The 26,401-nt window shown below is 32.3% G+C and carries 23 protein-coding genes; 12 read left to right on the plus strand and 11 right to left on the minus strand.

The annotated features are described in order from the left end of the window. The first annotated feature begins 43 nt into the window (after positions 1-43). From queA to C7448_RS04460, 3 genes are all read left to right on the plus strand, one after another. Positions 44-1,093, plus strand: a complete 1,050-nt coding sequence (queA, locus tag C7448_RS04450) for a tRNA preQ1(34) S-adenosylmethionine ribosyltransferase-isomerase QueA (protein ID WP_115900170.1) — start codon at positions 44-46, stop codon at positions 1,091-1,093. 68 nt (positions 1,094-1,161) lie between these two features. After that, positions 1,162-2,202: a 23S rRNA (adenine(2503)-C(2))-methyltransferase RlmN gene (gene rlmN / locus C7448_RS04455; protein WP_211321884.1), complete on the plus strand. Its 1,041-nt coding sequence runs from the start codon at positions 1,162-1,164 to the stop codon at positions 2,200-2,202. 328 nt (positions 2,203-2,530) lie between these two features. Beyond that, on the plus strand, positions 2,531-3,508 hold the full coding sequence (locus C7448_RS04460; protein WP_115900171.1) for a polyprenyl synthetase family protein: 978 nt from the start codon (positions 2,531-2,533) through the stop codon (positions 3,506-3,508). Positions 3,509-3,557: 49 nt separating this feature from the next. Here C7448_RS04460 and C7448_RS04465 read toward each other — a convergent pair whose 3' ends face one another. From C7448_RS04465 to miaB, 9 genes are all read right to left on the minus strand, one after another. After that, on the minus strand, positions 3,558-5,984 hold the full coding sequence (locus tag C7448_RS04465; protein ID WP_115900172.1) for a hypothetical protein: 2,427 nt from the start codon (positions 5,982-5,984) through the stop codon (positions 3,558-3,560). An 11-nt stretch (positions 5,985-5,995) separates the two neighbouring features. After that, complete coding sequence (locus tag C7448_RS04470) at positions 5,996-6,424, minus strand: hypothetical protein (RefSeq protein ID WP_115900173.1); 429 nt, start codon at positions 6,422-6,424, stop codon at positions 5,996-5,998. Between the two features lie 112 nt (positions 6,425-6,536). Next, positions 6,537-8,174, minus strand: coding sequence for a chaperonin GroEL (gene groL / locus C7448_RS04475; RefSeq protein ID WP_115900174.1), 1,638 nt, complete (start codon positions 8,172-8,174; stop codon positions 6,537-6,539). Between the two features lie 107 nt (positions 8,175-8,281). Continuing rightward, positions 8,282-8,557 (minus strand): co-chaperone GroES, encoded by a 276-nt coding sequence (locus C7448_RS04480; RefSeq protein WP_115900175.1) that lies wholly within the window; start codon positions 8,555-8,557, stop codon positions 8,282-8,284. Between the two features lie 163 nt (positions 8,558-8,720). Continuing rightward, positions 8,721-9,065, minus strand: a complete 345-nt coding sequence (gene secG, locus C7448_RS04485) for a preprotein translocase subunit SecG (RefSeq protein ID WP_047788559.1) — start codon at positions 9,063-9,065, stop codon at positions 8,721-8,723. Further along, positions 9,066-9,812: a hypothetical protein gene (locus tag C7448_RS04490; RefSeq protein ID WP_115900176.1), complete on the minus strand. Its 747-nt coding sequence runs from the start codon at positions 9,810-9,812 to the stop codon at positions 9,066-9,068. A 2-nt stretch (positions 9,813-9,814) separates the two neighbouring features. Beyond that, positions 9,815-10,324, minus strand: a complete 510-nt coding sequence (locus C7448_RS04495) for an LptE family protein (RefSeq protein ID WP_115900177.1) — start codon at positions 10,322-10,324, stop codon at positions 9,815-9,817. Between the two features lie 48 nt (positions 10,325-10,372). Next, positions 10,373-11,605, minus strand: coding sequence for a sigma-54 interaction domain-containing protein (locus tag C7448_RS04500; RefSeq protein ID WP_115900178.1), 1,233 nt, complete (start codon positions 11,603-11,605; stop codon positions 10,373-10,375). 82 nt (positions 11,606-11,687) lie between these two features. Continuing rightward, positions 11,688-13,142 (minus strand): tRNA (N6-isopentenyl adenosine(37)-C2)-methylthiotransferase MiaB, encoded by a 1,455-nt coding sequence (miaB, locus tag C7448_RS04505; protein ID WP_115900179.1) that lies wholly within the window; start codon positions 13,140-13,142, stop codon positions 11,688-11,690. 200 nt (positions 13,143-13,342) lie between these two features. Between miaB and topA the strand changes: the two genes are divergently transcribed. From topA to C7448_RS04545, 8 genes are all read left to right on the plus strand, one after another. Then, positions 13,343-15,829 carry a type I DNA topoisomerase gene (gene topA, locus C7448_RS04510; protein WP_115900180.1) on the plus strand — a complete coding sequence of 829 codons (2,487 nt, stop codon included), beginning with the start codon at positions 13,343-13,345 and terminating at the stop codon, positions 15,827-15,829. 58 nt (positions 15,830-15,887) lie between these two features. Next, entirely contained in the window at positions 15,888-17,048 is a 1,161-nt protein-coding gene (locus C7448_RS04515; protein WP_115900181.1) for a formimidoylglutamase, read from the plus strand. A gap of 97 nt (positions 17,049-17,145) precedes the next feature. Further along, complete coding sequence (porK, locus tag C7448_RS04520) at positions 17,146-18,525, plus strand: T9SS ring complex lipoprotein PorK/GldK (protein WP_115900182.1); 1,380 nt, start codon at positions 17,146-17,148, stop codon at positions 18,523-18,525. A 50-nt stretch (positions 18,526-18,575) separates the two neighbouring features. Then, positions 18,576-19,214: a type IX secretion system motor protein PorL/GldL gene (gene porL, locus C7448_RS04525; RefSeq protein WP_115900183.1), complete on the plus strand. Its 639-nt coding sequence runs from the start codon at positions 18,576-18,578 to the stop codon at positions 19,212-19,214. A 43-nt stretch (positions 19,215-19,257) separates the two neighbouring features. Next, entirely contained in the window at positions 19,258-20,793 is a 1,536-nt protein-coding gene (gene porM / locus C7448_RS04530; protein ID WP_115900184.1) for a type IX secretion system motor protein PorM/GldM, read from the plus strand. 19 nt (positions 20,794-20,812) lie between these two features. Continuing rightward, positions 20,813-21,673: a type IX secretion system ring subunit PorN/GldN gene (porN, locus tag C7448_RS04535; RefSeq protein ID WP_115900185.1), complete on the plus strand. Its 861-nt coding sequence runs from the start codon at positions 20,813-20,815 to the stop codon at positions 21,671-21,673. A 153-nt stretch (positions 21,674-21,826) separates the two neighbouring features. Then, on the plus strand, positions 21,827-22,018 hold the full coding sequence (locus C7448_RS04540) for a hypothetical protein (RefSeq protein ID WP_115900186.1): 192 nt from the start codon (positions 21,827-21,829) through the stop codon (positions 22,016-22,018). A gap of 73 nt (positions 22,019-22,091) precedes the next feature. After that, positions 22,092-23,144, plus strand: coding sequence for an NAD(P)/FAD-dependent oxidoreductase (locus tag C7448_RS04545; protein ID WP_115900187.1), 1,053 nt, complete (start codon positions 22,092-22,094; stop codon positions 23,142-23,144). 63 nt (positions 23,145-23,207) lie between these two features. On the opposite strand, the gene C7448_RS04550 is transcribed toward C7448_RS04545, so the two are convergent. Further along, positions 23,208-23,603: a DUF983 domain-containing protein gene (locus tag C7448_RS04550; RefSeq protein ID WP_115900188.1), complete on the minus strand. Its 396-nt coding sequence runs from the start codon at positions 23,601-23,603 to the stop codon at positions 23,208-23,210. 119 nt (positions 23,604-23,722) lie between these two features. Here C7448_RS04550 and C7448_RS04555 point away from each other — a divergent pair, with 119 nt between their 5' ends. Further along, a complete protein-coding gene (locus tag C7448_RS04555; RefSeq protein ID WP_115900189.1) occupies positions 23,723-25,645 on the plus strand; it encodes an ABC-F family ATP-binding cassette domain-containing protein in 1,923 nt (640 codons plus the stop codon). 133 nt (positions 25,646-25,778) lie between these two features. Here C7448_RS04555 and C7448_RS16000 read toward each other — a convergent pair whose 3' ends face one another. Continuing rightward, positions 25,779-26,351 carry a hypothetical protein gene (locus C7448_RS16000; protein ID WP_245939432.1) on the minus strand — a complete coding sequence of 191 codons (573 nt, stop codon included), beginning with the start codon at positions 26,349-26,351 and terminating at the stop codon, positions 25,779-25,781. Positions 26,352-26,401 lie beyond the last annotated feature (50 nt).

Genomic DNA, 26,401 nt, shown 5'->3' on the forward strand with positions numbered 1-26,401 from the left:
ATGTTGAAATTGTATATTTGCCACCGTTAAGAAAATTTTACAAATGAAATTATCAAATTTTAGTTTTGAATTGCCACCAGAATTATTGGCAGAGTACCCTTCAGAGCACAGAGATGAAGCACGTTTAATGGTATTACATCGCGATACCCAAAAAATCGAACATAAATTGTTTAAAGATTTAATCAATTATTTTGATGAAGGAGATGTAATGATGTTAAATAATACGAAGGTTTTCCCCGCTCGTATGTTCGGAAATAAAGAGAAGACAGGAGCTCGTATTGAAGTGTTTTTACTACGCGAATTAAATGCTGAAAATCGTTTGTGGGATGTATTAGTAGACCCAGCAAGAAAAATAAGAATAGGAAACAAATTATTCTTTGGAGAAGACGAAAGCTTAGTAGCTGAAGTTATAGATAACACGACTTCACGTGGAAGAACATTACGCTTCTTATTTGATGGCCCTTACGAAGAATTTAGAAAGAAATTAATCGAATTAGGAGAAACTCCGTTACCAAAATATATTAAAAGAGAGGTAGAGCCAGAAGATGAAGACCGTTACCAAACTATTTTTGCGAAGCACGAAGGTGCAGTAGCAGCTCCAACAGCAGGACTACATTTCTCTAAACACTTAATGAAGCGTTTAGAAATTAAAGGAGTAGATTTTGCTGAAACTACATTACATGTTGGTTTAGGTACTTTTAACCCAGTAGAGGTTGAAGATTTATCAAAGCACAAGATGGATTCTGAGCAAATTGTTATTCCTCAAGTTAGTGCAGATATGGTAAATAATGCAATAACAAAGAAAAAAAGAGTATGTGCAGTAGGTACTACAGTGATGAGGACAATTGAGTCATCAGTATCTTCAAGCAATGAATTAAATGCTTATGAAGGATGGACAAATAAGTTCATTTTCCCTCCATATGATTTTAGTATTGCTAACTGTATGGTAACTAATTTCCATACACCAAAATCAACGTTGTTGATGATGGTTTCTGCATTTGCTGGACATGATTTTATGATGGAAGCATACCAAGAAGCAATTAAAGAAAAATATAAATTTTACTCGTATGGAGATGCGATGTTAATTTTATAAAATAGTTTTTTAAACCAAAAACAAAACCTCACAAGTTACTTGTGAGGTTTTGTGTATTTTTGTACCTGATGATAGTAAAGAAGAAAGACATACGCGCATTAACTAAAGAACAGCTCCGTAATTTTTTTGTTGAAAATGGAGATAAAGCTTTTCGTGGTAATCAAGTATACGAATGGTTATGGCATAAAGCAGCCCATTCTTTTGATGATATGACGAGTTTATCTAAGGCTACGCGAAAAATGTTAGATGAAAACTTCGTAATTAATCATATTGAAGTTGATACAATGCAGCGTAGTAATGATGGTACCATAAAAAATGCGATTAAGCTCCATGATGGGTTAATTGTGGAATCAGTTTTGATTCCTACTGAAAAACGTACTACTGCTTGTGTGTCTAGTCAAGTAGGTTGTAGTTTGGATTGTAAATTTTGTGCAACAGCTCGTTTAAAACGTATGCGTAATTTAAATGCAGATGAAATCTACGATCAAGTTGTGGCAATTGATAAACAAAGTAGACTATACCATAACCATAAACTTTCAAATATTGTTTTTATGGGGATGGGAGAGCCTTTAATGAATTATAACAATGTAATTAAAGCTATTGATAAAATAACTTCAGAAGAAGGTTTAGGAATGGCAGCTCGTAGAATTACAGTATCAACTTCAGGCGTGCCTAAGATTATTAAAAAAATGGCAGATGATGAAGTTCGTTTTAATTTAGCAGTATCACTACATTCAGCCATTGATGAGGTTCGAACATCTATAATGCCTTTTAATTCTACTTTTCCTTTAAAAGATTTAAAAGAAGCTCTGGAGTATTGGTACGAAAAGACCAATCGAAAAATAACCTATGAGTATGTAGTTTGGAATGGAATTAACGACAGGAAAGAAGATATTGATGCATTGGTGCAATTTTGCAAATATGTTCCTTGTAAAATTAATTTAATAGAGTATAACCCTATAGATGACGGTGAGTTTCAACAAGCTTCAGATAGAGCTTTAAATAATTATATTTCCAATCTTGAAATGAATGATATTGTTGTAAATGTACGTCGTTCTCGTGGAAAAGATATTGATGCTGCTTGTGGGCAGTTAGCTAATAAATCCTAGGTTTACATAAACAGAAAAACGATAAGAAAAGAGACTAGCATTAAACTTAAGTCGATAATAGCTTTGTAAAGTTTTAATTTTTTTGAGAAAGCTAATACGATTATATCTAATATTCCTAAGAAAAATATAGAAGGTAAACCTAAAAAAGTGTACGGTAAAATAACAGGGTTCCCTAAACAAGAGCGTTGATTACTGTCAGAAATATAAATACCAAACAATATAAATCAGGTACAGATTATAATAAAAATAACCCCTCTTGTTTTTAAATGTTTCATATTTTGTTTTTAATCAAAAGTAAACATTTTTTATTCTTATTTTTGTTTACTATATGAAGCCAGTAGAGCAAATAAAACTTCCGATTGCTAAAGAAATGGAACTCTTTGAAACTAAGTTCAAAGATTCGATGTTATCTAAAGTTCCATTATTAAACAGAATTACTTATTATATCGTTCGTAGAAAAGGAAAACAAATGCGGCCAATGTTTGTGTTTTTAGTCGCAAAAATGGTTTCTAATGGCGGTTTTGATGAACGTACATATCGTGGAGCATCTGTGGTAGAACTAATTCATACGGCAACATTGGTACATGATGATGTAGTTGATGATAGTAATCGCCGTAGAGGTTTTTTCTCAATCAATGCGCTTTGGAAAAATAAAATAGCTGTTCTAGTAGGTGATTACTTACTTTCAAAAGGGTTATTACTCTCTATAGATAATGAAGATTTCGATTTGTTAAAGTTGATTTCCATTGCTGTACGTGAGATGAGTGAAGGAGAGTTATTGCAAATCGAAAAAGCTCGTAAACTTGATATTACCGAAGAAATTTATTTTGAGATCATCCGTCAGAAAACTGCTACACTAATCGCAGCTTGTTGCGGTATTGGTGCTGCATCGGTAGGAGCGAAAAATGAAACAGTGCAACAGATGCGCAAGTTTGGAGAGTATATTGGAGTTGCATTTCAAATTAAGGATGATTTATTTGATTATACTGAAGATAAAATAGGAAAACCAACAGGAATTGATATTAAAGAACAAAAGATGACACTTCCGTTGATTTATACGCTGAATAACTGTTCGTCAAAAGAAAAATCATGGTTAATCAACTCGGTAAAAAGGCACAATACCAACAAAAAAAGAGTTAAAGAAGTGATTGCATTTGTAAAAGAAAATGGTGGATTGGAATATACTACAGCCAAAATGCATGACTATAAAAATAAAGCATTGGCTATTCTTAATAATTTTCCAGATTCAGATTATAAAGATTCCCTACTACAAATGATTGATTATGTTGTGGAACGTAAGATTTAAACAAGCTGACCCGTCCTAAAAAACCTCGAGAAATTTCTCGAGGTTTTTGTTATGGATTAGTTTTTTTTGAAATAATATATTTTTTAGATATTAGTTTTCCAGACTCAGAAATCCCTTCAATATAAACAATGACTTTTTCTTGTAAATTCTGTGGAATTTTAAAATCAAATTTAGAGTTTGCTTTTATTTCTATATTTGGTTCCCAAAAGATATCACCATAATATTTATAAGTATTGTCTGTGTAAGAATTATATTCAGAGGTGTAATATTCTTTTTCGATAGAGAATCCTTTTTCTATTTTATACTCACTAAAGGAAGAAGTATTATTCTTGCTATATTCTCTTGGAGATAATGTGTAAATATAAATATGTTCATTAGACCTAACATCATGAACTCTACCATAATAAATCTCTTTTACTGTGTTAAGATAAATACTCTCAAGCATCCATAAGTCATAACTTATTTCGTTTTCATCCAAAAAAACTCGTACGTCTAATTTAAGACGATCTCTAGAGTTTACTGGACTAATGGAAGTATCACCTCCTGTATTTTTTCTTAATTGTGATAAGTTAGAAGTAGATGTCCCTAACCCCCTTGGTTTTATATATAGGTCCCCCTCTTTTGTTGTTGTTTTGTAGTTCTTGCTTTTTAAATAATCTAAAATTGTTTCACCTGATGCTATAGTTGTATTATCGATGACTTTTCTAGTTAGCATTGTAGCTGCACCATAAGGTTTGTTTTCAGATTTAATATCTTTTTTTTTGTTGATTATAACTTCATCTAAAGTTTCAAATTTCTTTAATTCAAACATAGAGTTAGGTAATTCAGTGCTTAAATTTTTAAAGCTATTAGAACGCAAATTATTTTTATTGATTGAATCAATTAAAATAGTATTAGAAAACTGTAGATAAGGAGATACTTTTTGAATATTATTTTTAGTTTTTATCCCAAAATTTATATAAGTATTTTTTTTAATAGATGTGTTTTTTAATATGAATTGATTTTTTTCTTTAACCTCCCTAATAATATTATTATTAGAAGAATATATTAAAAGTGACTGTTTCTGTTTTAAAGAACTAGAAAGAGTTCCAATAATGTTGATGCCATTTTCAAATGAATAATTAGTTTTAGGAGGGTTGTTAAATATATCAAACCAATTATATTTACTCCAGCCTTGTGTTATTAACAATAAGTCAAGTTCTCTAAGTTTTTTATTATTGATGTTATTGAAGTAATAACTAGGGTTCTCTATGTTTCCCTTAATATATGGTTTTAATAAAAAAGATGTATTTATATTATTTTCAAAGGAATAGCTTTTCGTTTTTATAGGAAGAAAAGAAGAACTTAAGAAAACCTTTTCATTTGTGTTGTTTTTTAAGTGAATAGAGGTGGAATCACTTAAGTTATCAGGAGTGTTTTTTATATTTATATCAGTAAAAAGGGAAGGAGAATTAATAAAAATAAGTCGCTCTAAAATAGGAGTATTTTTATAATCAAAAACTGTGATTATATTAACTCCTTTATCAATATCGTTTTTGTTAATAAATAAAGAGTATTTAGTGTCTTTAGAGTTAAAATTAAAATTATAAGATATAAATTTTCTTGTGTTGTGAATTAGAACTTTAAAAGAACGGTTTTTTAGTTGATTTAAAGAGTTTTTATTTGTAAGTATATTAATTAAGAAAAAATTTGGATTTGAATTAATAACTCTAAGAGTTACTCCTTTATTTTTAGGTAACGGGGTTGATGACTTTATAGTTTGTCCATTCTCTAATACAGCTTCAAATTCGTAAGTTTCACCTTCTCTAATTAATAAATTTGTATTACCCAATCCAAAAGAGTTAGTGGAGAAGTTTTTGACTATTTCGTTTAAGTTATTCTTTATTACTCCTTTGTTAATTTTAATTCCTTTTCCGTTTTTATTTTTTATTAGAATACCAAAGTTGTTAATTGTATTGGAAAGGATGTGACCTCCTTCAGGAAACAGTTTAAATTCATATGAAGCATTCTCTTTTATTATTTTGCTATCATCATTATTATTATTATTATTATTATTACTGTTTATGATGGAAATTTTTTGAATGAATGAATTGTCTTCTTTGAAGTTTTTCATCCAATTTGTAGAGGCTTTTATGTAATAAGAATTATCTACAAAAGTAGAATCTAATACAATATTACCTTTGCCAAGCCCATTTTTAATATGTACTAATTTTTGAGTTTTTAACTTTCCTTCTGAATCAAAAATAGATACGTATAGGTTCGATGTTGTTGGGTGTAGCCTTTGTGAATTTTGCTCAAGTATATAAGCTTTAAACCAAAGTTCTTGTCCTGTTAAAAATGTAGTTTTATTTATATGTAAGAAAGGTATTTCTCTAGTGTTTTCAAAATAAGAAGAATAGCTTTGAGTAATAAGAGATTCTTGAGAGAAAGTAAATATGTTAGAGAAAAGAACTAGATAGAGTATTGTTTTTTTCATGGGTTTATTTTTTATAGCATATGAATATGAATTTCTTGATCAAAGCTAGGATTAGATCTAGTTATTTTATTTATATTTTTCATTCTTACTTGATCTAAAAGATAAAGTCTGTTAATACCGTCCCCTAAAACAACTTCATTATCAACAATAATTGTAGTAACCGTTGGACTTGGCTTACCAAATTTTTTTAATTTCCTTGTATTTGCGTTTTCGAAGTTGCTTGTGTTGTTTTTTCTCTGGTAATCAATTAATTTACTTATCTGCATGTCTTTAAGTCTAGAATCTCTTTGTAAAAAATCTAAAAGTAATTGGTTTGACTTGATTTCGTTGTTATTAATTATAATATCAAATGATTTTTCCTTTGGGTATTTTTCTTCTTGAGCAGACAAGTTTAAAGAAATAAAGATAATAATCAGTAATAAACAATTTTTTGTTTTCATAGTATTAAGTTTTTAAATATTTAAAGTAGAAAATATACAAAAACTACGCCAAATAAAAAAACCTCGAGAAGTTCTCGAGGTTTTTAAATATTTAGGTGTCGAGCTTCTCGACTTACATCATTCCTGGCATTCCACCACCCATTGGAGGCATTCCACCGCCAGCAGGGGCATCCTCTTTAATGTCTACTAAAGCACACTCAGTAGTTAAGATCATTCCTGCTACAGAAGCAGCATTTTCTAAAGCCACACGAGTTACTTTTTTAGGATCGATGATACCAGCTTCTAACATGTCTACATATTGTTCAGATTTAGCATCATAACCGAAGTTTTGATTTTCTTCTAAAACTTTATTAATTACAACAGAACCTTCACCACCAGCATTTTCAACAATAGTACGTAAAGGAGATTCAATAGCTCTATTTACAATTTGAATACCTGTAGTTTCGTCTAGGTTTTCTGTAGTAATTGCTTCTAGCACTTTTTTAGCGCGTACTAAAGCAACACCACCACCAGCAACAATTCCTTCCTCTACAGCAGCTCTTGTAGCGTGTAAAGCATCATCAACACGGTCTTTCTTTTCTTTCATTTCTACTTCAGAAGCAGCACCAACGTATAATACAGCAACTCCGCCAGCTAACTTCGCTAAACGCTCTTGTAATTTTTCACGATCGTAATCAGAAGTAGTTGTTTCAATTTGTGCTTTGATTTGGTTTACACGAGCTTTGATTTGAGCTTCGTCTCCAGATCCGTTTACAATAGTTGTATTATCTTTATCAATAGTTACTGTTTCAGCAGTTCCTAATAAATCTAAAGTAGCATTTTCTAAAGAGAAACCTCTTTCTTCAGAAATTACGGTACCACCAGTTAAGATAGCGATGTCTTCTAGCATTGCTTTTCTACGGTCACCAAACCCAGGAGCTTTTACAGCAGCGATTTTTAATCCACCACGTAATTTGTTAACTACTAAAGTAGCCAATGCTTGTCCGTCAACATCTTCAGCAATAATTAATAAAGGCTTTCCTGATTGTGCAACAGGCTCTAAAATTGGAAGGATTTCTTGTAAGTTAGAAATCTTTTTATCAAATAATAAGATATACGGATTGTCTAAATCAGCAATCATTTTATCAGCATCTGTTACAAAGTATGGCGATAAATACCCACGATCAAACTGCATTCCTTCAACAACGTCAACATAAGTTTCCATTCCTTTGGCTTCTTCAACAGTAATAACACCTTCTTTACCAACTTTACCAAAAGCAGTAGCAATTAAATCGCCAATAACTTGATCATTATTAGCAGAGATAGAGGCTACTTGTTGTATTTTTTCTGAAGAGTCACCAACTTCTTTTGATTGTTTTGTTAAGTCTTTGGTAATAGCAGCAACAGCTTTATCAATACCGCGTTTTAAATCCATTGGATTAGCGCCCGCAGCAACGTTTTTTAATCCTTCTTTTACAATTGCTTGCGCTAATACAGTAGCAGTTGTAGTACCATCACCAGCTAAATCGTTAGTTTTAGAAGCCACTTCTTTAACCATTTGAGCCCCCATGTTTTCTAACTCATCTTCTAACTCTACTTCTTTAGCTACAGTAACACCATCTTTGGTTACGTGAGGAGCTCCGAATGATTTAGAAATAATAACGTTACGCCCTTTAGGTCCTAGGGTTACTTTTACTGCATTTGCTAATGCATCTACACCACGTTTTAATCCGTCACGAGCGTCTACATCAAACTTTATATCTTTTGCCATATTTGTTGTTTTTAGTTTATAGCTATTAGCACTTGGGTGCTAGCTAAAAATTATTAATTTATTAAAGTTGTGTCTAAAGGCTAAAAGCCAATAGTTGGAATCGATTTTTAGATAATAGCGAAGATGTCGCTTTCTCTCATGATTAAATAATCTTTTCCTTCTAATTTAAGTTCGGTACCAGCGTACTTTCCGTATAAAACAGTATCACCAACGTTAACAGTTAAAGGCTCATCTTTTGTTCCGTTTCCTATGGCAACGACAGTACCTTTTTGTGGTTTTTCCTTTGCGTTGTCAGGGATAATAATTCCTGATGCTGTAGTAGTTTCTGCTGCAGCTGGTTCAACAAGAACTCTGTCTGCTAAAGGTTTAATGTTTAATCCCATTTTATATATTTTGATTGATTAAATTAATTTTTACTGATTAAGTTTTGTCAGAAATTATGCCATTAGATTTTTGCTGACAATTTTTCTAACTGACTAGATTTATAAATGAAAAAAATGCCAACGTGTCATTTACGTTGGCATTTCATATTGTATTTTGTAAAAACTACTGAGCGCTATCTTTAGCAGTATCTGTTGCTGCCGGTGTAGCAGGAGTAGTTGTAGTTTCAATATTGTTTAAAGTTTCATTTAATTGAGGAGCGTCAGCTGCGTTACCTCTTGGAATAGCAAAGTTTGCTAATAAAATTAAAGCAAACATAGTAATAGCTAATGTCCAAGTAGTTCTGTCTAAAAAGCTATTCGTATTTTGTACACCTCCAATATTTTGAGCACCACCGCCTCCAAATGATGAAGATAATCCTCCACCTTTAGGATTTTGAACCATTACAATTAAGATTAATGCTATTGCAACAATCAATATTAAAACTAAAAGTAAAGTATACGTTGTCATCTATTTATTGTTTTGTAAAATTTGTATTCTTTTAATTTGGTCTGCAAAGAAACCACTTTTTTCTGGATATTTCAAACTTAATATTTTATATGCTTGAATAGCACTGTCATATTTCTTCTGTTCTAAGTATACCTTAGCTAGGGTTTCGGTAGCTAATTGATTATTTTGTTGATTTTCGGATACTTTTATATCTACAGTATTTGTTGTTTTACTAGGACGAGATATTTTTGGAGTAGTTTCAATAAAACGATCAATAATAGCCTCGTGTTTAGATTTTACTGGAGCTTCTTGTTGTTGCTTTTCCGAAGTTGTATTATCAGGAGTTCTTACAATAGTTTTTTTAGAAGATAATTGTAGCCATTGATTAAAAGAAAACGTTTCTTTCTGTGTAAAATAAAGTGGTTTTCCTATAGCTAAATCCTCTTCTATAACTGAAGCTTTTGTTGTTTTTCTTTTGGTGAGAATTTTATCTTTTAAGCTAGTTTTTTCTTCTTTTTTAGGTGTTTCTTTAAAGGCTTCAGAAGTAATAAAGTCAAATAAAACAGTTCTGTCATTAGTGTGAGAAGCTGTTATTTTTAACTCGTTATTATATTTATAGCTTTCTTGATTCTTTAAAATTTTTAAACGAAGGGCTCTAGCAGATTGAAAATAAGGATATTCTTGAATAATAGCAGTGATATCTAAAAGATGTTCTTGCGAAATTAATTCAGGTTTTTCTAATAATTGTATGTATGTGTCTTTTTTCAAAATTATCCCCAGTCTCCTACAGAAGCATTAAAAATATCTTGTGTAATTCGTTCTAAAATTTCATCTAACGCGGTTTCTAACACAGTACCTGTTAACTGTTGGTTAGCTCCATAATCGTAATAAAAAGAAAAACGTTTTTCAAAATTTTTCTTTTCATTTAAGTTGTTAACAAAATTTACGTTTACAGTAATTGTTAATCGGTTTTGAGCAGCAGTTTGTTGTGCTGTGGCACTCATTGGTGTAACACGGTAATCAACAATTTCACCTGAAAAATGTAAATCACCACCAGAAGAAACCAGAGTTAAGTTGGTTTGGCGTGTAAATAAATCTTGTAAGTCTTGTGTGAATTTTTGACTTAAAGTAGGCTCTACTAATGGAGCTTGGTTAGGGAAAAAATCAACCTGAATTGTTTTTGCATTCCCAGTATCTCCTCCTGTAAAAGAGTATGCTCCACAACCTAACATTACAGTGGTTACGGTGATAAAAGTAATAATGTAAAATAGTTTTTTCATAAAATCAAATGTAAACAATTCAAGTTTTATAATGGTATACGACTACTGTTACAAGTCGTATTGTTTTATTTTTCGGTATAAAGTTCTTTCAGAAATTCCTAACTCTTTAGCAGCTAATTTACGTTTTCCGTTATTTTTTTCAAGAGATTTTTTTATCATTTCAATTTCTTTTTCTTGCAATGATAAACTTTCATCTTCCTCAATAGTTTCCGCATAATCATACTCACTTTGGTGAGAAGATGATTTAGGTATTTGTACTACTTCAATATTTGAAGCTTCTGACAATTCTTGATCTTGATATATACGTTCAATTAAACGATGATTGTCTTCTTGAACTTGTTCAGAATCATCATTTTGCATTAAGTCTAACGTTAGTTTTTTTAGATCATTAATGTCGTTACGCATATCAAACAAGATTTTATACATGATATCTCGTTCGTTAGCAAAATCTGATTGATTTACAGTTTTACCTCCGACTACAGCAGGTAAATTACTACGATTTTCTGGTAAATATTGAACTAGCTTTTCAGGAGTAATTAATCTGTCTTCTTCAACGATTGATACTTGTTCAGCAATATTTTTTAATTGACGAATATTGCCAGGGAAACGATAGTTTAATAAAATTTTTACTGCGTTTTCATCCAATCGTATAGTTGGCATTCGATATTTCTGTGCAAAATCTGCAGCAAATTTTCTAAATAACAAATGTATGTCCTCTCCACGTTCCCTTAAAGGAGGCAATGGGATTTCTATAGTGCTTAAACGATAGTATAAATCTTCACGAAATTTTTCTTTAGAAATAGCCTCGTGCATATTTACATTGGTAGCAGCTACAATACGAACATTTGTTTTTTGCACTTGAGAAGAGCCTACTTTTATAAACTCTCCATTTTCTAACACACGTAGCAAGCGTACTTGAGTTGTTAATGGTAGTTCTCCAACTTCATCTAAAAAGATAGTGCCACCATCAGCAACTTCAAAATATCCTTTTCTAGTCTGCGTAGCTCCTGTAAAAGCTCCTTTTTCATGCCCGAATAATTCACTATCAATAGTTCCTTCAGGGATAGCGCCACAGTTTACAGCAATATATTTTGCGTGTTTTCTGTGTGATAATTGATGAATTATCTTCGGAATGTTTTCTTTTCCAACACCACTTTCACCAGTAACTAATACCGAAATATCAGTAGGGGCTACTCGAATCGACTTTTCAATTGCGCGATTGAGCTGAACATCGTTACCGATAATGCCAAAGCGTTGTTTTATAGCTTGTAAATTTTCCATTTCTTTTTTTAGAATAGAGAAAAAAAGAATAGAGAGAAAAGATTGTATCTTTTTTCTTTTCTCTTGACTCTTTTTCTACAAATTAATTATTGTCAGAATATCCAACAGCGGTACCTTTTAAAGTAGTTGAAGTACAATCTTCAATTTTTACATTTACAAAATCGCCCATTTTATAGTTTTCTTTAGGAAAAACAACAACGGTGTTTTGTGTATTACGACCTTTCCATTCGTTTTCGTTTCTCTTTGAAGTTCCTTCGATTAAAACTTCTTGAACTTGACCAATATTTTCTTTGGTTCTGTATAAACTGTGTTCTTGTTGTAAATCGATGATTTCCTGTAAACGACGTTTTTTGATAGCTAAAGGAACGTCATCTTCCATTTTTTTAGCGGCTAAAGTCCCTGGTCTTTCAGAGTACGCAAACATAAAACCGAAACTATATTTTACATGGCGCATTAGGTCTAAAGTATCTTGATGATCTTGTTCTGTTTCTCCACAGAAACCAGCAATCATATCTTGACTTAAAGCCATTTCAGGAATAATTTTATAAATGTTGTTAACTAACTCCATGTATTCTTCGCGAGTATGTTGGCGGTTCATGGCTTTTAACATGGTATTACTTCCACTTTGGACTGGTAAATGAATGTACTTACAAATGTTTTGATGTTTAGCCATTATATGAATTACATCCAAGGTCATGTCTTGAGGATTAGATGTAGAAAAGCGAAAACGCATTTTAGGAAATTCAGTAGCGCACATATCTAATAACTGAGCGAAACCTACAGCTGAAGCTTGTGCTAATTCTGAAGCTTTCTTAAAATCTTTTTTCAATCCACCACCATACCATAAGTAAGAATCTACATTCTGACCCAATAAGGTAATTTCTTTAAAATTATTTTCTTGCATACTACGGATTTCTTCAATAATACTCTTTGGGTCACGACTACGTTCACGACCACGAGTAAAAGGAACCACACAGAATGTACACATGTTATCACAACCACGAGTAATTGATACAAATGCAGAAACTCCGTTAGAGTTTAAACGAACAGGAGAAACATCAGCATAGGTTTCTTCTTTCGATAAAATTACATTTACAGCATCACGACCTGCATCTACCTCTTCTATCAAATTAGGTAAATCACGATATGCGTCTGGTCCTACAACTAAGTCGACAATTTTCTCTTCCTCTAAAAATTTCTCTTTTAATCGTTCAGCCATACAACCTAACACACCAACTTTCATAGTTGGATTTGTTTTTTTAACAGCGTTGTATTTTTGAAGTCTGTTACGAACAGTGGTTTCTGCTTTTTCACGAATAGAGCAAGTGTTTACCAATACCAAATCTGCATCTTCAAGGTTTTGAGTAGTATTAAAACCTTGTTCAGCTAAAATTGACGCCACAATCTCGCTATCGTTCATGTTCATTTGACAACCATAACTTTCAATAAAAAGTTTTTTGCTGTTTCCTTCTTTGTGTTCTGTAACAAGGGCTTTCCCTTGTTTCTTCTCATCAATTACTTTCTCTACGTGTTCCATAAATCCTAAAATCGTACTAAATATAGGGAGCAAAGATACAACCAAAATGTGTAATTTGTGACAAATTGACATGGATAGTTTTTTTAAGAAAAAGTAAAATTTTGTTAAAAATGATTCATTAAAAAAAAACTATATACTTTTGCAAACTGAATTATGCCTATATTAATAAGGTATAAAATGAGATAAGAGATATAAGACGTATGGCAAAAAATTTAGTAATAGTTGAGTCACCTGCTAAAGCGAAAACGATAGAGAAGTTTTTAGGAAAGGACTTTCGGGTTGAATCGAGTTTTGGACACATTGCAGACTTACCATCTAAGGAATTAGGTGTAAATGTAGAAGGAGATTTTAAACCGAAATATATAGTTTCTACTGATAAAAAAGCAGTGGTAAAAAAACTGAAAGATTTAGCAAAAAAAGCAGAAACTGTTTGGTTAGCATCCGATGAAGACCGCGAGGGAGAGGCAATTGCATGGCACTTAGCGGAACAATTAAAGTTAAAAGATGAGAATACAAAACGTATTGTTTTTAATTCTATTACTAAAAAGGCGATTTTAAAAGCAATTGAAAATCCGCGTACAATTAATTATAATCTAGTTGATGCACAACAAGCACGACGTGTGTTAGATAGAATTGTAGGGTATGAGTTGTCTCCTGTTTTGTGGAGAAAAGTAAAACCAGGACTATCTGCAGGTAGAGTACAATCGGTAGCAGTACGTTTAATTGTAGAGCGTGAAAGAGAAATAGAAGGGTTCACTCCTGTGGCTTCTTATAGAGTTGATGCAGAGTTTGTAAATGCAGAAGGCAAAAAATTTAAAGCTAAACTTGCAAAGAATTTCTCAACAAAAAAAGAAGCAGAAGACTTCTTGAACTCGTGTTTAGATGCAGAATTTTCTGTAGCAGATTTACAAAAAAAACCAGCAAAAAAATCTCCAGCACCACCATTTACAACATCTACCTTACAACAGGAAGCATCAAGAAAGTTAGGTTTTCCTGTTGCTAAAACAATGATGGTAGCACAACGTTTGTATGAAGCAGGGTTGATAACCTATATGAGAACAGATAGTGTGAACTTATCTGATGATGCAAAAAATGCTGCTCAGGCTGAAATCATTGCTTCTTATGGTGAAGAATATAGCAAGCCACGTAATTTTTCTACGAAATCAAAAGGAGCACAAGAAGCACACGAGGCGATTCGTCCAACCAATATGGAGAATCATGAAATTACAGGTGAATACGATCAAACAAGACTCTATAGCTTAATTTGGAAACGTACACTAGCCTCACAAATGAGTGAAGCACAATTAGAACGTACTGTTGTAAAAATAGACAACAATAAAAACAAGAAGCAATTTACTGCAAACGGAGAGGTAATCACTTTTGAAGGTTTCTTAAAAGTATATTTAGAAGGAACCGATAATGAAGAAGAGGAACAAGCAGGTATGTTACCTAAGATGAAGGTGAAGGAGCAATTAATTAATGAGTTAATTACAGCAACTGAACGTTATACACGACCATCAGCAAGGTTTTCAGAAGCAGCTTTAGTAAAACGTTTAGAGGAATTAGGAATTGGTCGTCCTTCTACGTATGCACCTACTATTTCAACAATTCAAAGAAGACAATATATAGAAAAAGGTACTGTAGAAGGAAAGGAAAGGAATTACACACAATTAAGTTTAGCAAACCAAACAGTGTCAGAACAACTCTTAACAGAAAGAGTAGGTTCTGATAAAGGAAAATTGGTTCCAACAGATATTGGGAACATTGTAAACGATTTCTTAGTAGCTAATTTCGATACTATTTTAGACTATGGTTTTACAGCCAAAGTAGAAAATGAGTTTGATGATATTGCTGAAGGAAAAGAAGATTGGACAGCGATGATTAAAGATTTCTATAAAAACTTTCATGTAGTTGTAGAAGATGTTGCTGAAAATGCTGAAAGAGCAAAAGGAGAACGTTTGTTAGGAGTTGATCCAGAAAGCGGTAAAAATGTATATGTGCGTTTAGGGCGTTATGGAGCAATGGTACAAATAGGAGAAGCGACAGACGAAGAAAAACCTCGTTTTGCTAGCTTACAAGGAGACCAAACCATGAATTCAATTACCTACGAAGAGGCGATGGATTTATTTAAGTTGCCAAAAACATTGGGGGATTATGAAGAAAAAGAGGTAATTGTAGCTAACGGAAGATTTGGCCCTTACATTAAGTTTGATGGCAAGTATGTGTCGTTAGACAAAGGAGAAAACCCAATGTCAGTAGACATGGATAGAGCTATCGAACTAATAGAAGCAAAACGGAAAGCAGATGCACCTATTGGAGAATACGAAGGTATGCCAATTCAAAAAGGAGTTGGGCGCTTTGGGCCTTTTATTAAATGGAATTCTATTTTTATCAATGTCAATAAAAAGTACGATTTTGATAATTTAAGTCAAGGTGATTTAGAAGAATTGATAGAAGATAAAAAGCGAAAAGAACGCGAAAAATTAATACATAATTTTGAAGAAGTTGGTATTCGTGTTGAAAAAGCACGTTGGGGGCGCTTTAATGTAATAAAAGGAAAAATAAAAATAGAGCTTCCTAAAACCACAGAAATAGAAAAGCTAACACAAGAAGAGGCTGTTAAAATGATAGAGGCGAAAACACCTAAGAAAAAAACAACCAAAAAGAAAGCTGCCAAAAAAAAATAAAGAAGCTTTCAGAAAAAAAATAGTTTAGTATATTGCGACCCTTAAATTCCCCTTATCAATGAATATAGACTTCTTTACCCCTGTTGAAGATTCTGTAGCTGCTCATGTAGTTTTACAGTCTTCTGCTGTATTAGGTAGGAATATTCAGCTTCATACTGTTCAAGGTGGTTTCCCAGATTTAACGGAAGTTTCTATAGCTGTTTTAGGAGTTAAAGATGATAGAGGTGCGATAGGTAATTTTGGTACTGGTAAAGAACTATACGAAATACGTAAGCATTTATATCAGTTATTTCCAGGTAATTGGCATACACGTATAGCAGATCTTGGGAATATAGAGAAAGGGAATACACTAGAAGATACTTATTTTGCTGTTAAATCATCAATAGCATTTTTACTGAAAAAAAATATACTTCCAATTATAATTGGGGGAGGGCAAGATTTAACTTATGCGAATTATAGGGCTTATGATGAGTTAGAACAAACAGTTAATCTAGTCGCTGTAGATAGCCGATTTGATTTAGGAACATTAGAAGACGAGCTAAGTTCAAGGTCATACGTGAGTAGAATTGTTATGGAACAACCAAACAATTTGTTCAATTTTAGTAATATAGGTTATCAAACATATTTCAATTCACAAGAAGAAATAGATTTATTAGATAAATTATATTTTGATGCTTACAGGTTAGGGCAAGTAAAGGATGTAACTTTAGTAGAGCCTATAATGCGTGATGCAGATGTTGTAAGTATTGATATTGGAAGTGTTCGACAAAGTGAAGCACCTGGGAATAAAAATGCCTCACCAAATGGTTTTTATGGAGAGGAAGTGTGTGCTATTGCTCGTTATGCAGGAATTAGCGATAAAGTAACATCCTTTGGAATATATGAGTATAATAGTAAGCTAGATTCAAATTGCCAGACAGCAAATTTAATAGCTCAAGTGATTTGGTACTTTATAGAAGGGGTAAACTCAAGAGCTAAAGATTATCCATTTGTCACAAAAGAAAGTTACCAAAAGTTTACAGTACTTTTGAATGATGATGACCCCATAAATTTCTATAAGAGTGATAAAAGTGGGCGTTGGTGGATGGAAATAAACTTAATATCAAATAATAAACACAAAAGACATGCGTTAATACCATGTAACTATCGAGATTATGAACAGGCGTTGCAGCAAAAAACACCAGAAAGGTGGTATAAAGCTTTGCAAAAGCTTGTTTAGGAGAAAGTTGTATGTTCTGTAAAAAATAATAACTCGTAATTGTTTTTTAATAAAAAAAATAATAGGTTTACGCCTCTTTATATAAGAAAGATATAATATGAAAAAAATAACAGTACTTGCATTGTTAGCATCTATCATCTACTCTTGTGGTTCAAGTGGAGATAGAGGAGAATTGGTAGGAGTAAAGTCAAAAAGAAAATGGTTTGCAGAGAAACCATACGGTATGGCCAAAATTCCAGGAGGATCTTTCACTATGGGGAAACAAGATGAAGACCCTATGGGGGCTATGAATGCTCCAACTAAAACGGTTACTGTACAGCCATTCTACATGGATGAAACAGAAATAACTAATAGTGAGTACAAAGCATTTGTTCATTGGGTTAGAGACTCTATTACAAGAACTAAATTAGCTTACCAAGCAGATTTTGCTTCTTTAGGAGGAGAGGATGCTGAAGCTACAGGTAAAAATGTACAAGGGATTCAGTTATATGCTTTCGCATCAAAAGACACAGTAAATGAAACTCCGTATGAGAAATACATGCGTGAAAACTACTATGAGTTAGGTGAAGGACTAGATTCATTGAAACCATTAAATTGGGAAGAAGAACTTATTTGGGATTCTCAAGAATATCCAGATGCAGACTATGTTGAAGTAATGGATTCTCTATATATTAAGAAAGATGAAGCCTTAAATGGAATAAGAACATTTAATACAAAACTATTAAACTATAGGTATTATTGGTTTGATAATGAGGCGGCTGCAAGAACTGGTAAAAATAGAAAAGATTTCTTAAGAGATGAAGTTATAAATGTATATCCAGATACGACAGTATGGATTAAAGATTTTAACTATTCGTACAATGACCCAATGCACCAAGAATACTTTGGTCACAAAGCTTACGAAAACTATCCAGTAGTAGGAGTTACTTGGAATCAAGCAAAAGCATTCTGTCACTGGAGAACTCAAACAAAAAATAACTTCCAACGATCAAAACAGAAATTAGGTTTAGTACCAGCATTCAGATTACCAACAGAAGCTGAATGGGAGTATGCTGCACGTGGAGGACTAGATTATGGTAAATACCCTTGGGGTGGACCAAGTACGACAAGTGATAGAGGCTGCTTCTTAGCAAACTTTAAACCAGTTCGTGGAGACTATGCTGCAGATGGAGCTTTATATACTGTTGAGGCGATGTCTTATAATCCTAATGAGTATGGATTGTTTAATATGGCAGGTAATGTTTCTGAGTGGACAAATACAGCTTATAATCAAATGTCTTATTACATGGGGTCTACAATGAACCCTAATGTGGAGATTAAAGAAAATAGAAGAAAAATTATCCGAGGAGGGTCTTGGAAAGATGTAGCATATTTCTTAGAGGTAAGTTCTCGTGATTGGGAATATGCTGATACAGCAAGAAGTTACATCGGATTTAGAACAGTACAAGATTATTTAGGTACTAATAAAAGTAATTAATAAGAAAACAAGAATAAATATTAATCCCCAAAATTTAAAAATCAAGAATTATGGCACAATCAAAATCAACTAAGAAAATGTTCAATATGGCTTACGGTTTAGGAGCCGCAGTAGTTATTATTGGAGCATTATTTAAAATTTTACACTGGCCTTTTGGAAATGAAGTATTAATGGTAGGTATGATTGTTGAAGCAGCAGTTTTCGCATTGTCAGCGTTTGAAGCAGTTGAAGACGATTTAGATTGGACAAAAGTATACCCAGAATTAGCATCTGGTCAATCATTAGGAATAAAAGGCAAAGAAGCATCACCAGAAGAAGCACAAAGCATGTTATCTCAAAAGTTAGATAATATTTTAAGTGAAGCTAAATTAGATGCTCAATTAGTTTCTCGTTTAGGTGATAGCATTAAAAATTTCCAAGGAGCAGTAGAGCCATTAGCTTCAGCTTCTCAATCAATTTCAGCTACTAATAGTTACAATGAGCAAATGTCTAGAGCAGCAGCTCAAATGGAGTCTTTAAACAGTTTATATCAAACACAAGTAGAAAGTGCTAGTAGACAAGCTGATTTAAACTCTGCAATGGTAGAGAACTCTCAACGTTTACAAGAACAAATGCAATCGTTAGCAACAAACTTATCTTCATTAAATGGAGTATATGGAGGAATGTTAACTGCAATGTCTAATAAATAATTAATTAGTTTATCTAATTTATTAACTAAACAAACTAATTAATATGGCAGGAGGACAACTATCACCAAGGCAGAAGATGATTAACCTTATGTACTTAGTGTTTATTGCAATGTTAGCAATGAATATGAGTAAAGAGGTATTATCAGCCTTTGGATTAATGAATGAAAAGTTAACAGTAGCAAACGAAAAGGCTACTGAGAAAAATAAAACAGCTTACGAAACGTTAGCTCAAAAAGCAGCAGAACAAGCTAAACAGTATGGTGAAGCTAAAGAGAAAACTGATAAGTTAAAAGTAGCTGCGGATGAATTGTATGCTTACGTAGGAGACTTAAAGAGCCAAATGACTGGTGATTTAGAAGACAAGGAAGCGTATGAAACAATGGATAAATCTAAGTTTTTAGATGAGTTATTCTTTAAAGGAGGTAAAATATCAAAAGCAGGACAAGAGTTTGTAGCTAAGATTGATGCTTTCAGAAACGATGCAGTAACAGCTTTAGAAGGTACAGAGGTAGCTGATGTAATTGCAACTCGCTTTAGTACAGCCAAAGAAGAAAACAAAGATGGTAAAAAAATTGACTGGTTAAAATATCATTTTGAAGGATTTCCTTTAATTGCATCTTTAACTAAGTTAACTCAAATCCAAGCAGACATTAAAGCCACAGAATCAGACGCTTTAACAGCTTTATTACAAGGAGAATTACAAAGTGCTGTATCTATGACCAAGTATGAAGCAATGGTTGTTTTCGATAAGAGTGCTTATTATCCAGGAGAAAACTTATCAGGTAGAATTGTATTAGGAAAAAAAGACCCTAATTTAACTGCTGAGAAAGTTATTATTAATGATAAAGAAGTTGAGCAAGAAAAAATTCAAGCAGGACAAGTTATTTTAGATGGTCCAGCAGGAAATGTAGGAGATAAGGAGTTAAAAGGAGAGTTCCAATTTAAAGAAGGTGATTCTATTGTAAAGATTGATATCAAAGGAGCTTATGCTGTAATTCCTAGACCAAACGAAGCGTTAGTTTCTGCCGACAAGATGAATGTTGTATACCGTGGTTTATCTAATCCATTAACAATTTCTATTCCAGGAGTACCAGGAAACAAAGTTAGTGCAAGAGCTCCAGGACTGAAAAGAGTTAGAGGAGATAAGTATGCTATGTATCCAGGTAAAGGTAGTGAGGTAAACATTGTAGTTACTGGAACTCCAACAGGTGCATCAAAAGGTGTACGTTCTGTTAAGAAATTTAGAATTAAAGACATACCACCAGCGGTAGGTATGGTTAGAGGTCAATACGGTACAGTAAAAATGCCTAAAACTAGTTTAGGAAGAATAAGTGTAGCAGCTGGTTTACCAGATTTCTTATTCGATTTAAAACTAAACGTATCTAGCTTTAAAATTAAGGTACCAGGGCAAGTTGCTATTCCTGTGAATGGAAGATCTATGAACTCAAGAGCTAAAGCGGCAATTACTAAGGCAAGAAGAAATGATGTAATTACAATTTTTGATATCAAAGCATCTGTTTCAGGATCTAATTATAGAATCAAAAAAGTATTACCTGTTAGTGTAGAAATTACAAATTAATAAGTAAAAATAAGAAAGTATGAATTGGAAGCGTTTTTATATGGTTTTATTCGTATTTGCAGCAACAAGCTATGCAAATGCCCAAGCTAACCTTTTAAATGCAAAAAAGGTAGATGAAATTGGATTTAAATCTGAAGCTCAAATTGCTTCAGAAGATGACAAACCACTTCCTTATGGCTTTATTAGTGATAGAGATGTATTGTGGTCTAAAGTGGTGTGGGAATATGTAGATTTAAATCAAAAAATAAATCTTCCTTATTATTACCCAATTGATACTATGAATGCTGGGTTAACAAGGCGCTCTTTATTTGATACCCTATTAAAAGGGATTAAAAACGGTGAAATTACAGAGGTTTATAATGATTCTTACTTCACTACAAAAATAGGGATGGAAGAGGTTAAATTGATGACCTATAACCAACGACAAAATGGTGATTATGTAGATGACTATTACGTGCAATCTCTTGATATAAAAGGGTTTAAATTGAAAGGTATTTGGTATTTTGATAAACGTCAAGGTGAGTTAAAATATCGTTTATTAGCTTTGGCTCCAATGGGACCAGATGTACAAGTGATGGGAGTTGAAGAAATTGATGATAGCGAAAGTGTATATCCTTTATTTTGGGTGTTTTTCCCAGATGCTCGTGAAACATTACATGAATCTAAAGTATTCAATCCAGAAAATTCGGCTCAACCACTTTCTTATGACAACTTGTTAAATGCCAGACGGTTCAACTCTACTATCTTGAGAGAGGAGAATATTTATGGAGACAGAGCAATTTCTGATTATGTTCGTGGTAACTCTTTATTTCAATTATTAGAAGCAAATAGGATTAAAGAAGGTATCCGTAATAGGGAAATGGATATGTGGAATTACTAATATTCCTTTTCTATATAAAAAAAGAGCTTGCATTGCAAGCTCTTTTTTTGTTGTAATAATAGTATTTCAGGGTTAATAAAAAAAACATATATAATTATTGTATTTTAAGTAAAAAGATAATATATTAGTTGATAATTTAAAAATTTATATATTATGATAGGAAAAATTCTAGAACTAGAAGGAGTGACTAAGTTATCTAAATCAAACTTGAATGCAGTTAAAGGAAAAGGATGTTCATGTACAGACCCAAGTGGGGGAGCAGATTATCATCCACCGTTACATCACCCATCACATAAAAGTGTACGAGCATGTTGGGATTACTGTGATGAATGGAGAGCTAGTTAATTCAATAGTAAAAGATAAAGAAAGAGCTTGCATTGCAAGCTCTTTTTTATTGCAATAGTAGTACTTTTGAATTATGAATGCAGAGGTAGATTATATCATCGTTGGTTTAGGGTTATCAGGAATAGCTTTTACAGAACAATTAATAAAAAACAACAAAAGCTTTATAGTTTTTGAAAATAACTCACAAGTATCATCGGTAGTTGCTGGTGGGGTTTACAATCCCGTAATTTTAAAACGATTTACTCCAGTTTGGAACGGACATGAACAATTGCAAAAAGCAATCCCTTTTTATAAAGAATTAGAAGAAAAGTTACAACTTACCTTAGATTATAAGTTTAGCACTAAAAAAGTATTTACGAGTGTAGGAGATGAAAACAATTGGTTCATAGCATATGATAAACCAATGTTATCTTACTACATGAATCCAGAAATTTCAAAAGAAAGAATAAAAGGAATTATAGGTGATTATGGATTTGGAGAACTAAAAGGTACAGGGAGAATCGATACGCCTCTATTGGTGAAAACCTATAAAGAATATATTAAATCATTAAAAAGTCTAGTAAAAGAAGCCTTTGACTATTCAAAAGTAAAGATTGAAAAAGAAATAGTTACATACGAAGACATCACAGCAAAAAGAATTGTGTTTAGTGAAGGGTTTGGTTTGAAGAAAAATCCATTTTTTAATTATTTACCTCTAAATGGAACCAAAGGAGAAACGATAACAATACATGCTCCTGAATTGAAAATAGATTTTTTATTAAAAGGTAGTGTTTTTATAATGCCACTAGGTAACGATACTTATAAAATAGGAGCAACATTTAACTGGACAGATAAAACCTCGATTCCAACAGAAGAAGGAAGAAAAGAGCTGGAGGATAAACTACAAAAAGTTATATCTGTTCCATATACAATAATAGAGCAATCAGCAGGAATACGCCCAACAGTTAAAGATAGAAGACCCTTAGTAGGAAAACACCCAAAGTATCCAAAATTAGCCGTTTTAAACGGTTTAGGTACGCGAGGTGTAATGGTAGCCCCAACTGTAGCTGAAAACCTCTTTAATCACCTTGAAAGCAATGAAGAGTTAGATAAAGAAATAGATATTGAAAGATTCAGACAAGAATAATAGAGTGTATTGTATAGAAAAAAACGACTTCTTAAGTGATTAGGAAGTCGTTTTTGTTTTTTATTATTTTTCTGATCGTAATTCTTTTGCCTCTTTTTTATAACTCACAAAAAGATTAATCCAAATAATTCTTGAAAGTCGTAAGGTAACAGGTGTTAGAATCAAAGAAACAGCAACAATAGCAATGAAACTATGTAAAATAGATAGTCCAATAAATACTTTAGCAATGATAAAAATAGCAACAAAAAGAGCAACTGCTAAACCATAATTAACATACATTGCACCAAAAAAGAAAGAAGGCTCCATCATGTATTTTAAATTACATTTTGGGCAGTTGTCGTATAATGTAGTAACTTTTTTAGGGTTGAAGTTAAGCTTGTATTTAAAAAACTCTCCTTCATGACAACGAGGACATTTACCATTAAAAATACTATACAATTTACTTCCTTTTCCAAACATTTCTTATAGGTATTAAGTTCGATTAACTATTTGCTTTTTGTAAGTTTGCACAAATTTCAACAAAAATAAAACTATCGTTTGTAACTCTAGTTACAAAACCAAAGTAATTTGCTAAAAATATGTTAAACGTACACGATGTATCAGTTTCATTTATGGGAACAGATTTGTTCTCCGGAATCACTTTTAAATTAATAAAAGGAGATAGAATTGGATTGATTGGAAAAAATGGAGCAGGAAAATCTACCTTATTAAAAGTTTTATCAAAAGATATTGAAAGTAGTGGTGGAACGCTAGCATTTGATAAAGATGTGCGTATCGGGTTTTTACGTCAGGATATTGATTTTGTTCACGGAAGAACTATTTTAGAAGAAGCCTATCAAGCATTTACTGAAATTAAAGCAATAGAGTTAGATTTAGATGAGATAAACCGACAATTAGCTGAAAGAACCGATTATGAAAGTGAGTCGTATAATCAGTTAATTATTGATTTAAACGAAAAAACAGAACGTTACGAATTACTAGGAGGTTACAATTATCAAGGAGAAACTGAAAAAATATTACAAGGTTTAGGGTTTCAACGAGAAGATTTTGATAAGTTGACAGATACCTTTTCTGGAGGTTGGCGTATGCGTATCGAACTCGCTAAACTCCTTCTTCAGAATAATGATATCTTATTACTCGATGAGCCTACCAACCACTTAGATATCGAATCGATTATTTGGTTAGAAAATTTCTTAAAAAACTATGCTGGAGCTATTGTGTTGGTATCGCATGATAAGATGTTTTTAGATAACGTAACCAATCGTACTATAGAAATTTCGTTAGGGCAAATTTACGATTATAAAAAACCGTATTCTGAGTTTTTAAAACTACGAGCTGAAATTAAAGAAAAGCAGTTACAAACACAGAAAAATCAGCAAAAGGAAATAGAGCATACCGAGAAACTAATTGAGAAATTCCGTGCGAAGGCGAGCAAAGCTTCCATGGCACAATCGCTAATTAAAAAATTAGAAAAAGTTGAGCGTATTGAGGTAGATCAAGATGATAATTCAGTAATGAATGTTCGTTTTGCCATATCAAAAGAACCTGGTAAAATTATTGTTGAAGCTGAAAATTTAACCAAGAATTACGGAGAAAAAGAGGTCTTAAAAGATGTAGATTTGTTGATTGAGCGCAATAGTAGAATCGCTTTTGTAGGACAAAACGGACAAGGAAAATCTACGTTAGCTAAAATGATGGTGGGAGAAATTCCATTTGAAGGAGATTTAAAACTAGGGCATAATGTTGAAATAGGATATTTTGCACAGAATCAGTCGGAAGAATTACCAGCAGAGAAAACGGTACTAGAAATTATGGAAGATGCTGCTACGGATAGTAACCGAATGCGTGTACGAGATATGTTAGGTTCGTTTTTGTTTGGTGGAGAAGCGGTAGATAAGAAAGCCAAAGTGCTATCAGGAGGTGAGCGAAACCGTTTGGCGTTGTGTAAGTTATTGCTGTCGCCATTCAACGTTTTAATAATGGATGAGCCTACTAACCACTTAGATATAGCTTCTAAAAATGTGTTGAAAAAAGCACTGCAAAATTTTGATGGAACGTTAATCGTAGTATCGCACGATCGTGATTTCTTACAAGGATTAACCACTACAGTTTACGGATTTAAAGACCGCGAAATAAAAGAATATTTAGGTGATATCGATTACTTCTTAGAGCAACATAAAATGGAAAGTTTGCGTGATGCTGAAAAAAGAACCGTAATTAAAGAAGATAAAAGCACTTCAAAAAAAGAAGCGTATCAATTATCGAGAGAGCAAGAAAAAGAGCTAAAAAAGCTAAAAAACAAGCTTAATAAAATTGAAACGCAAATCGCAAATTTAGAGACTGAAATAGAAAAAATAGATTTAGAATTAGCTCAGAATTACGATGAAGTATCTGCACGTCCTAACTTTTTTGAAAACTACAAAGCAAAAAAAGCCAAAGTAGATAAACTCATGGAAGAATGGGAGCAAGTTGAGGGGGAAATATCTGTTTATAACGAGTAAAAAACAAACTGCGGCTAGCTCCTAATTAAGTTAGTTATAACCGAAAAAACATCTATTTTTAGGAGCAACAACGTTTAATTATTCCCATTTCAATAAATAATACGAGCGATATAAAACGGTAGTAGTAATTACCTTATTTTATTTCAAACTCTTTCACTATTGAGTTGATAGGTATTGCCTTAACAGTCTTATTTTGTAATAAAAATAGGATGTCTTTTGTTTTTCCAATTACTACCCCTCTTATAACTTCATTGTCAGAGTATTTTAGGTTTATAGGTGAACTCCTATTAGTTTCTTTCTTTGTGAATTTACCGTAAAAATCAGCAGAAATATATAAGTAGGAAATAAAAACAATAGAAAGTGCAGTAAACCTATATAAATCAAACCAGCTTTTTTTGTCCCAACCAAAATTCATTTTTGAATATGCTTTAGGATACTTTCTTAGTAACATATTATCAAACTTAAATAAGATTAAAACTAATACTATTGTGATTGTAGAAAATAATAATATTTTGAAATCTGAAAAAGGAGCAATTAAAAAGTCAAAAATATCTGCATAGTCAAAAATATTAATTCCAAATTCAGAATATTTTTGAAAAGTAAAAAGCATTCCAATCCCAACAATAAGGATATAAGAAATTGTAACAATTGTTTGTATTTCCTTTAAAATAAGTTCGTAAGTATCTTTTATCAATCCCTCTTTCATGTTTTTATACTATTTTATACCAATTAAAATACAGTAAATTACTGATATAC

Origin of the sequence: Tenacibaculum gallaicum (genome assembly GCF_003387615.1) — a bacterium.
Lineage (GTDB): Bacteria > Bacteroidota > Bacteroidia > Flavobacteriales > Flavobacteriaceae > Polaribacter > Polaribacter gallaicus.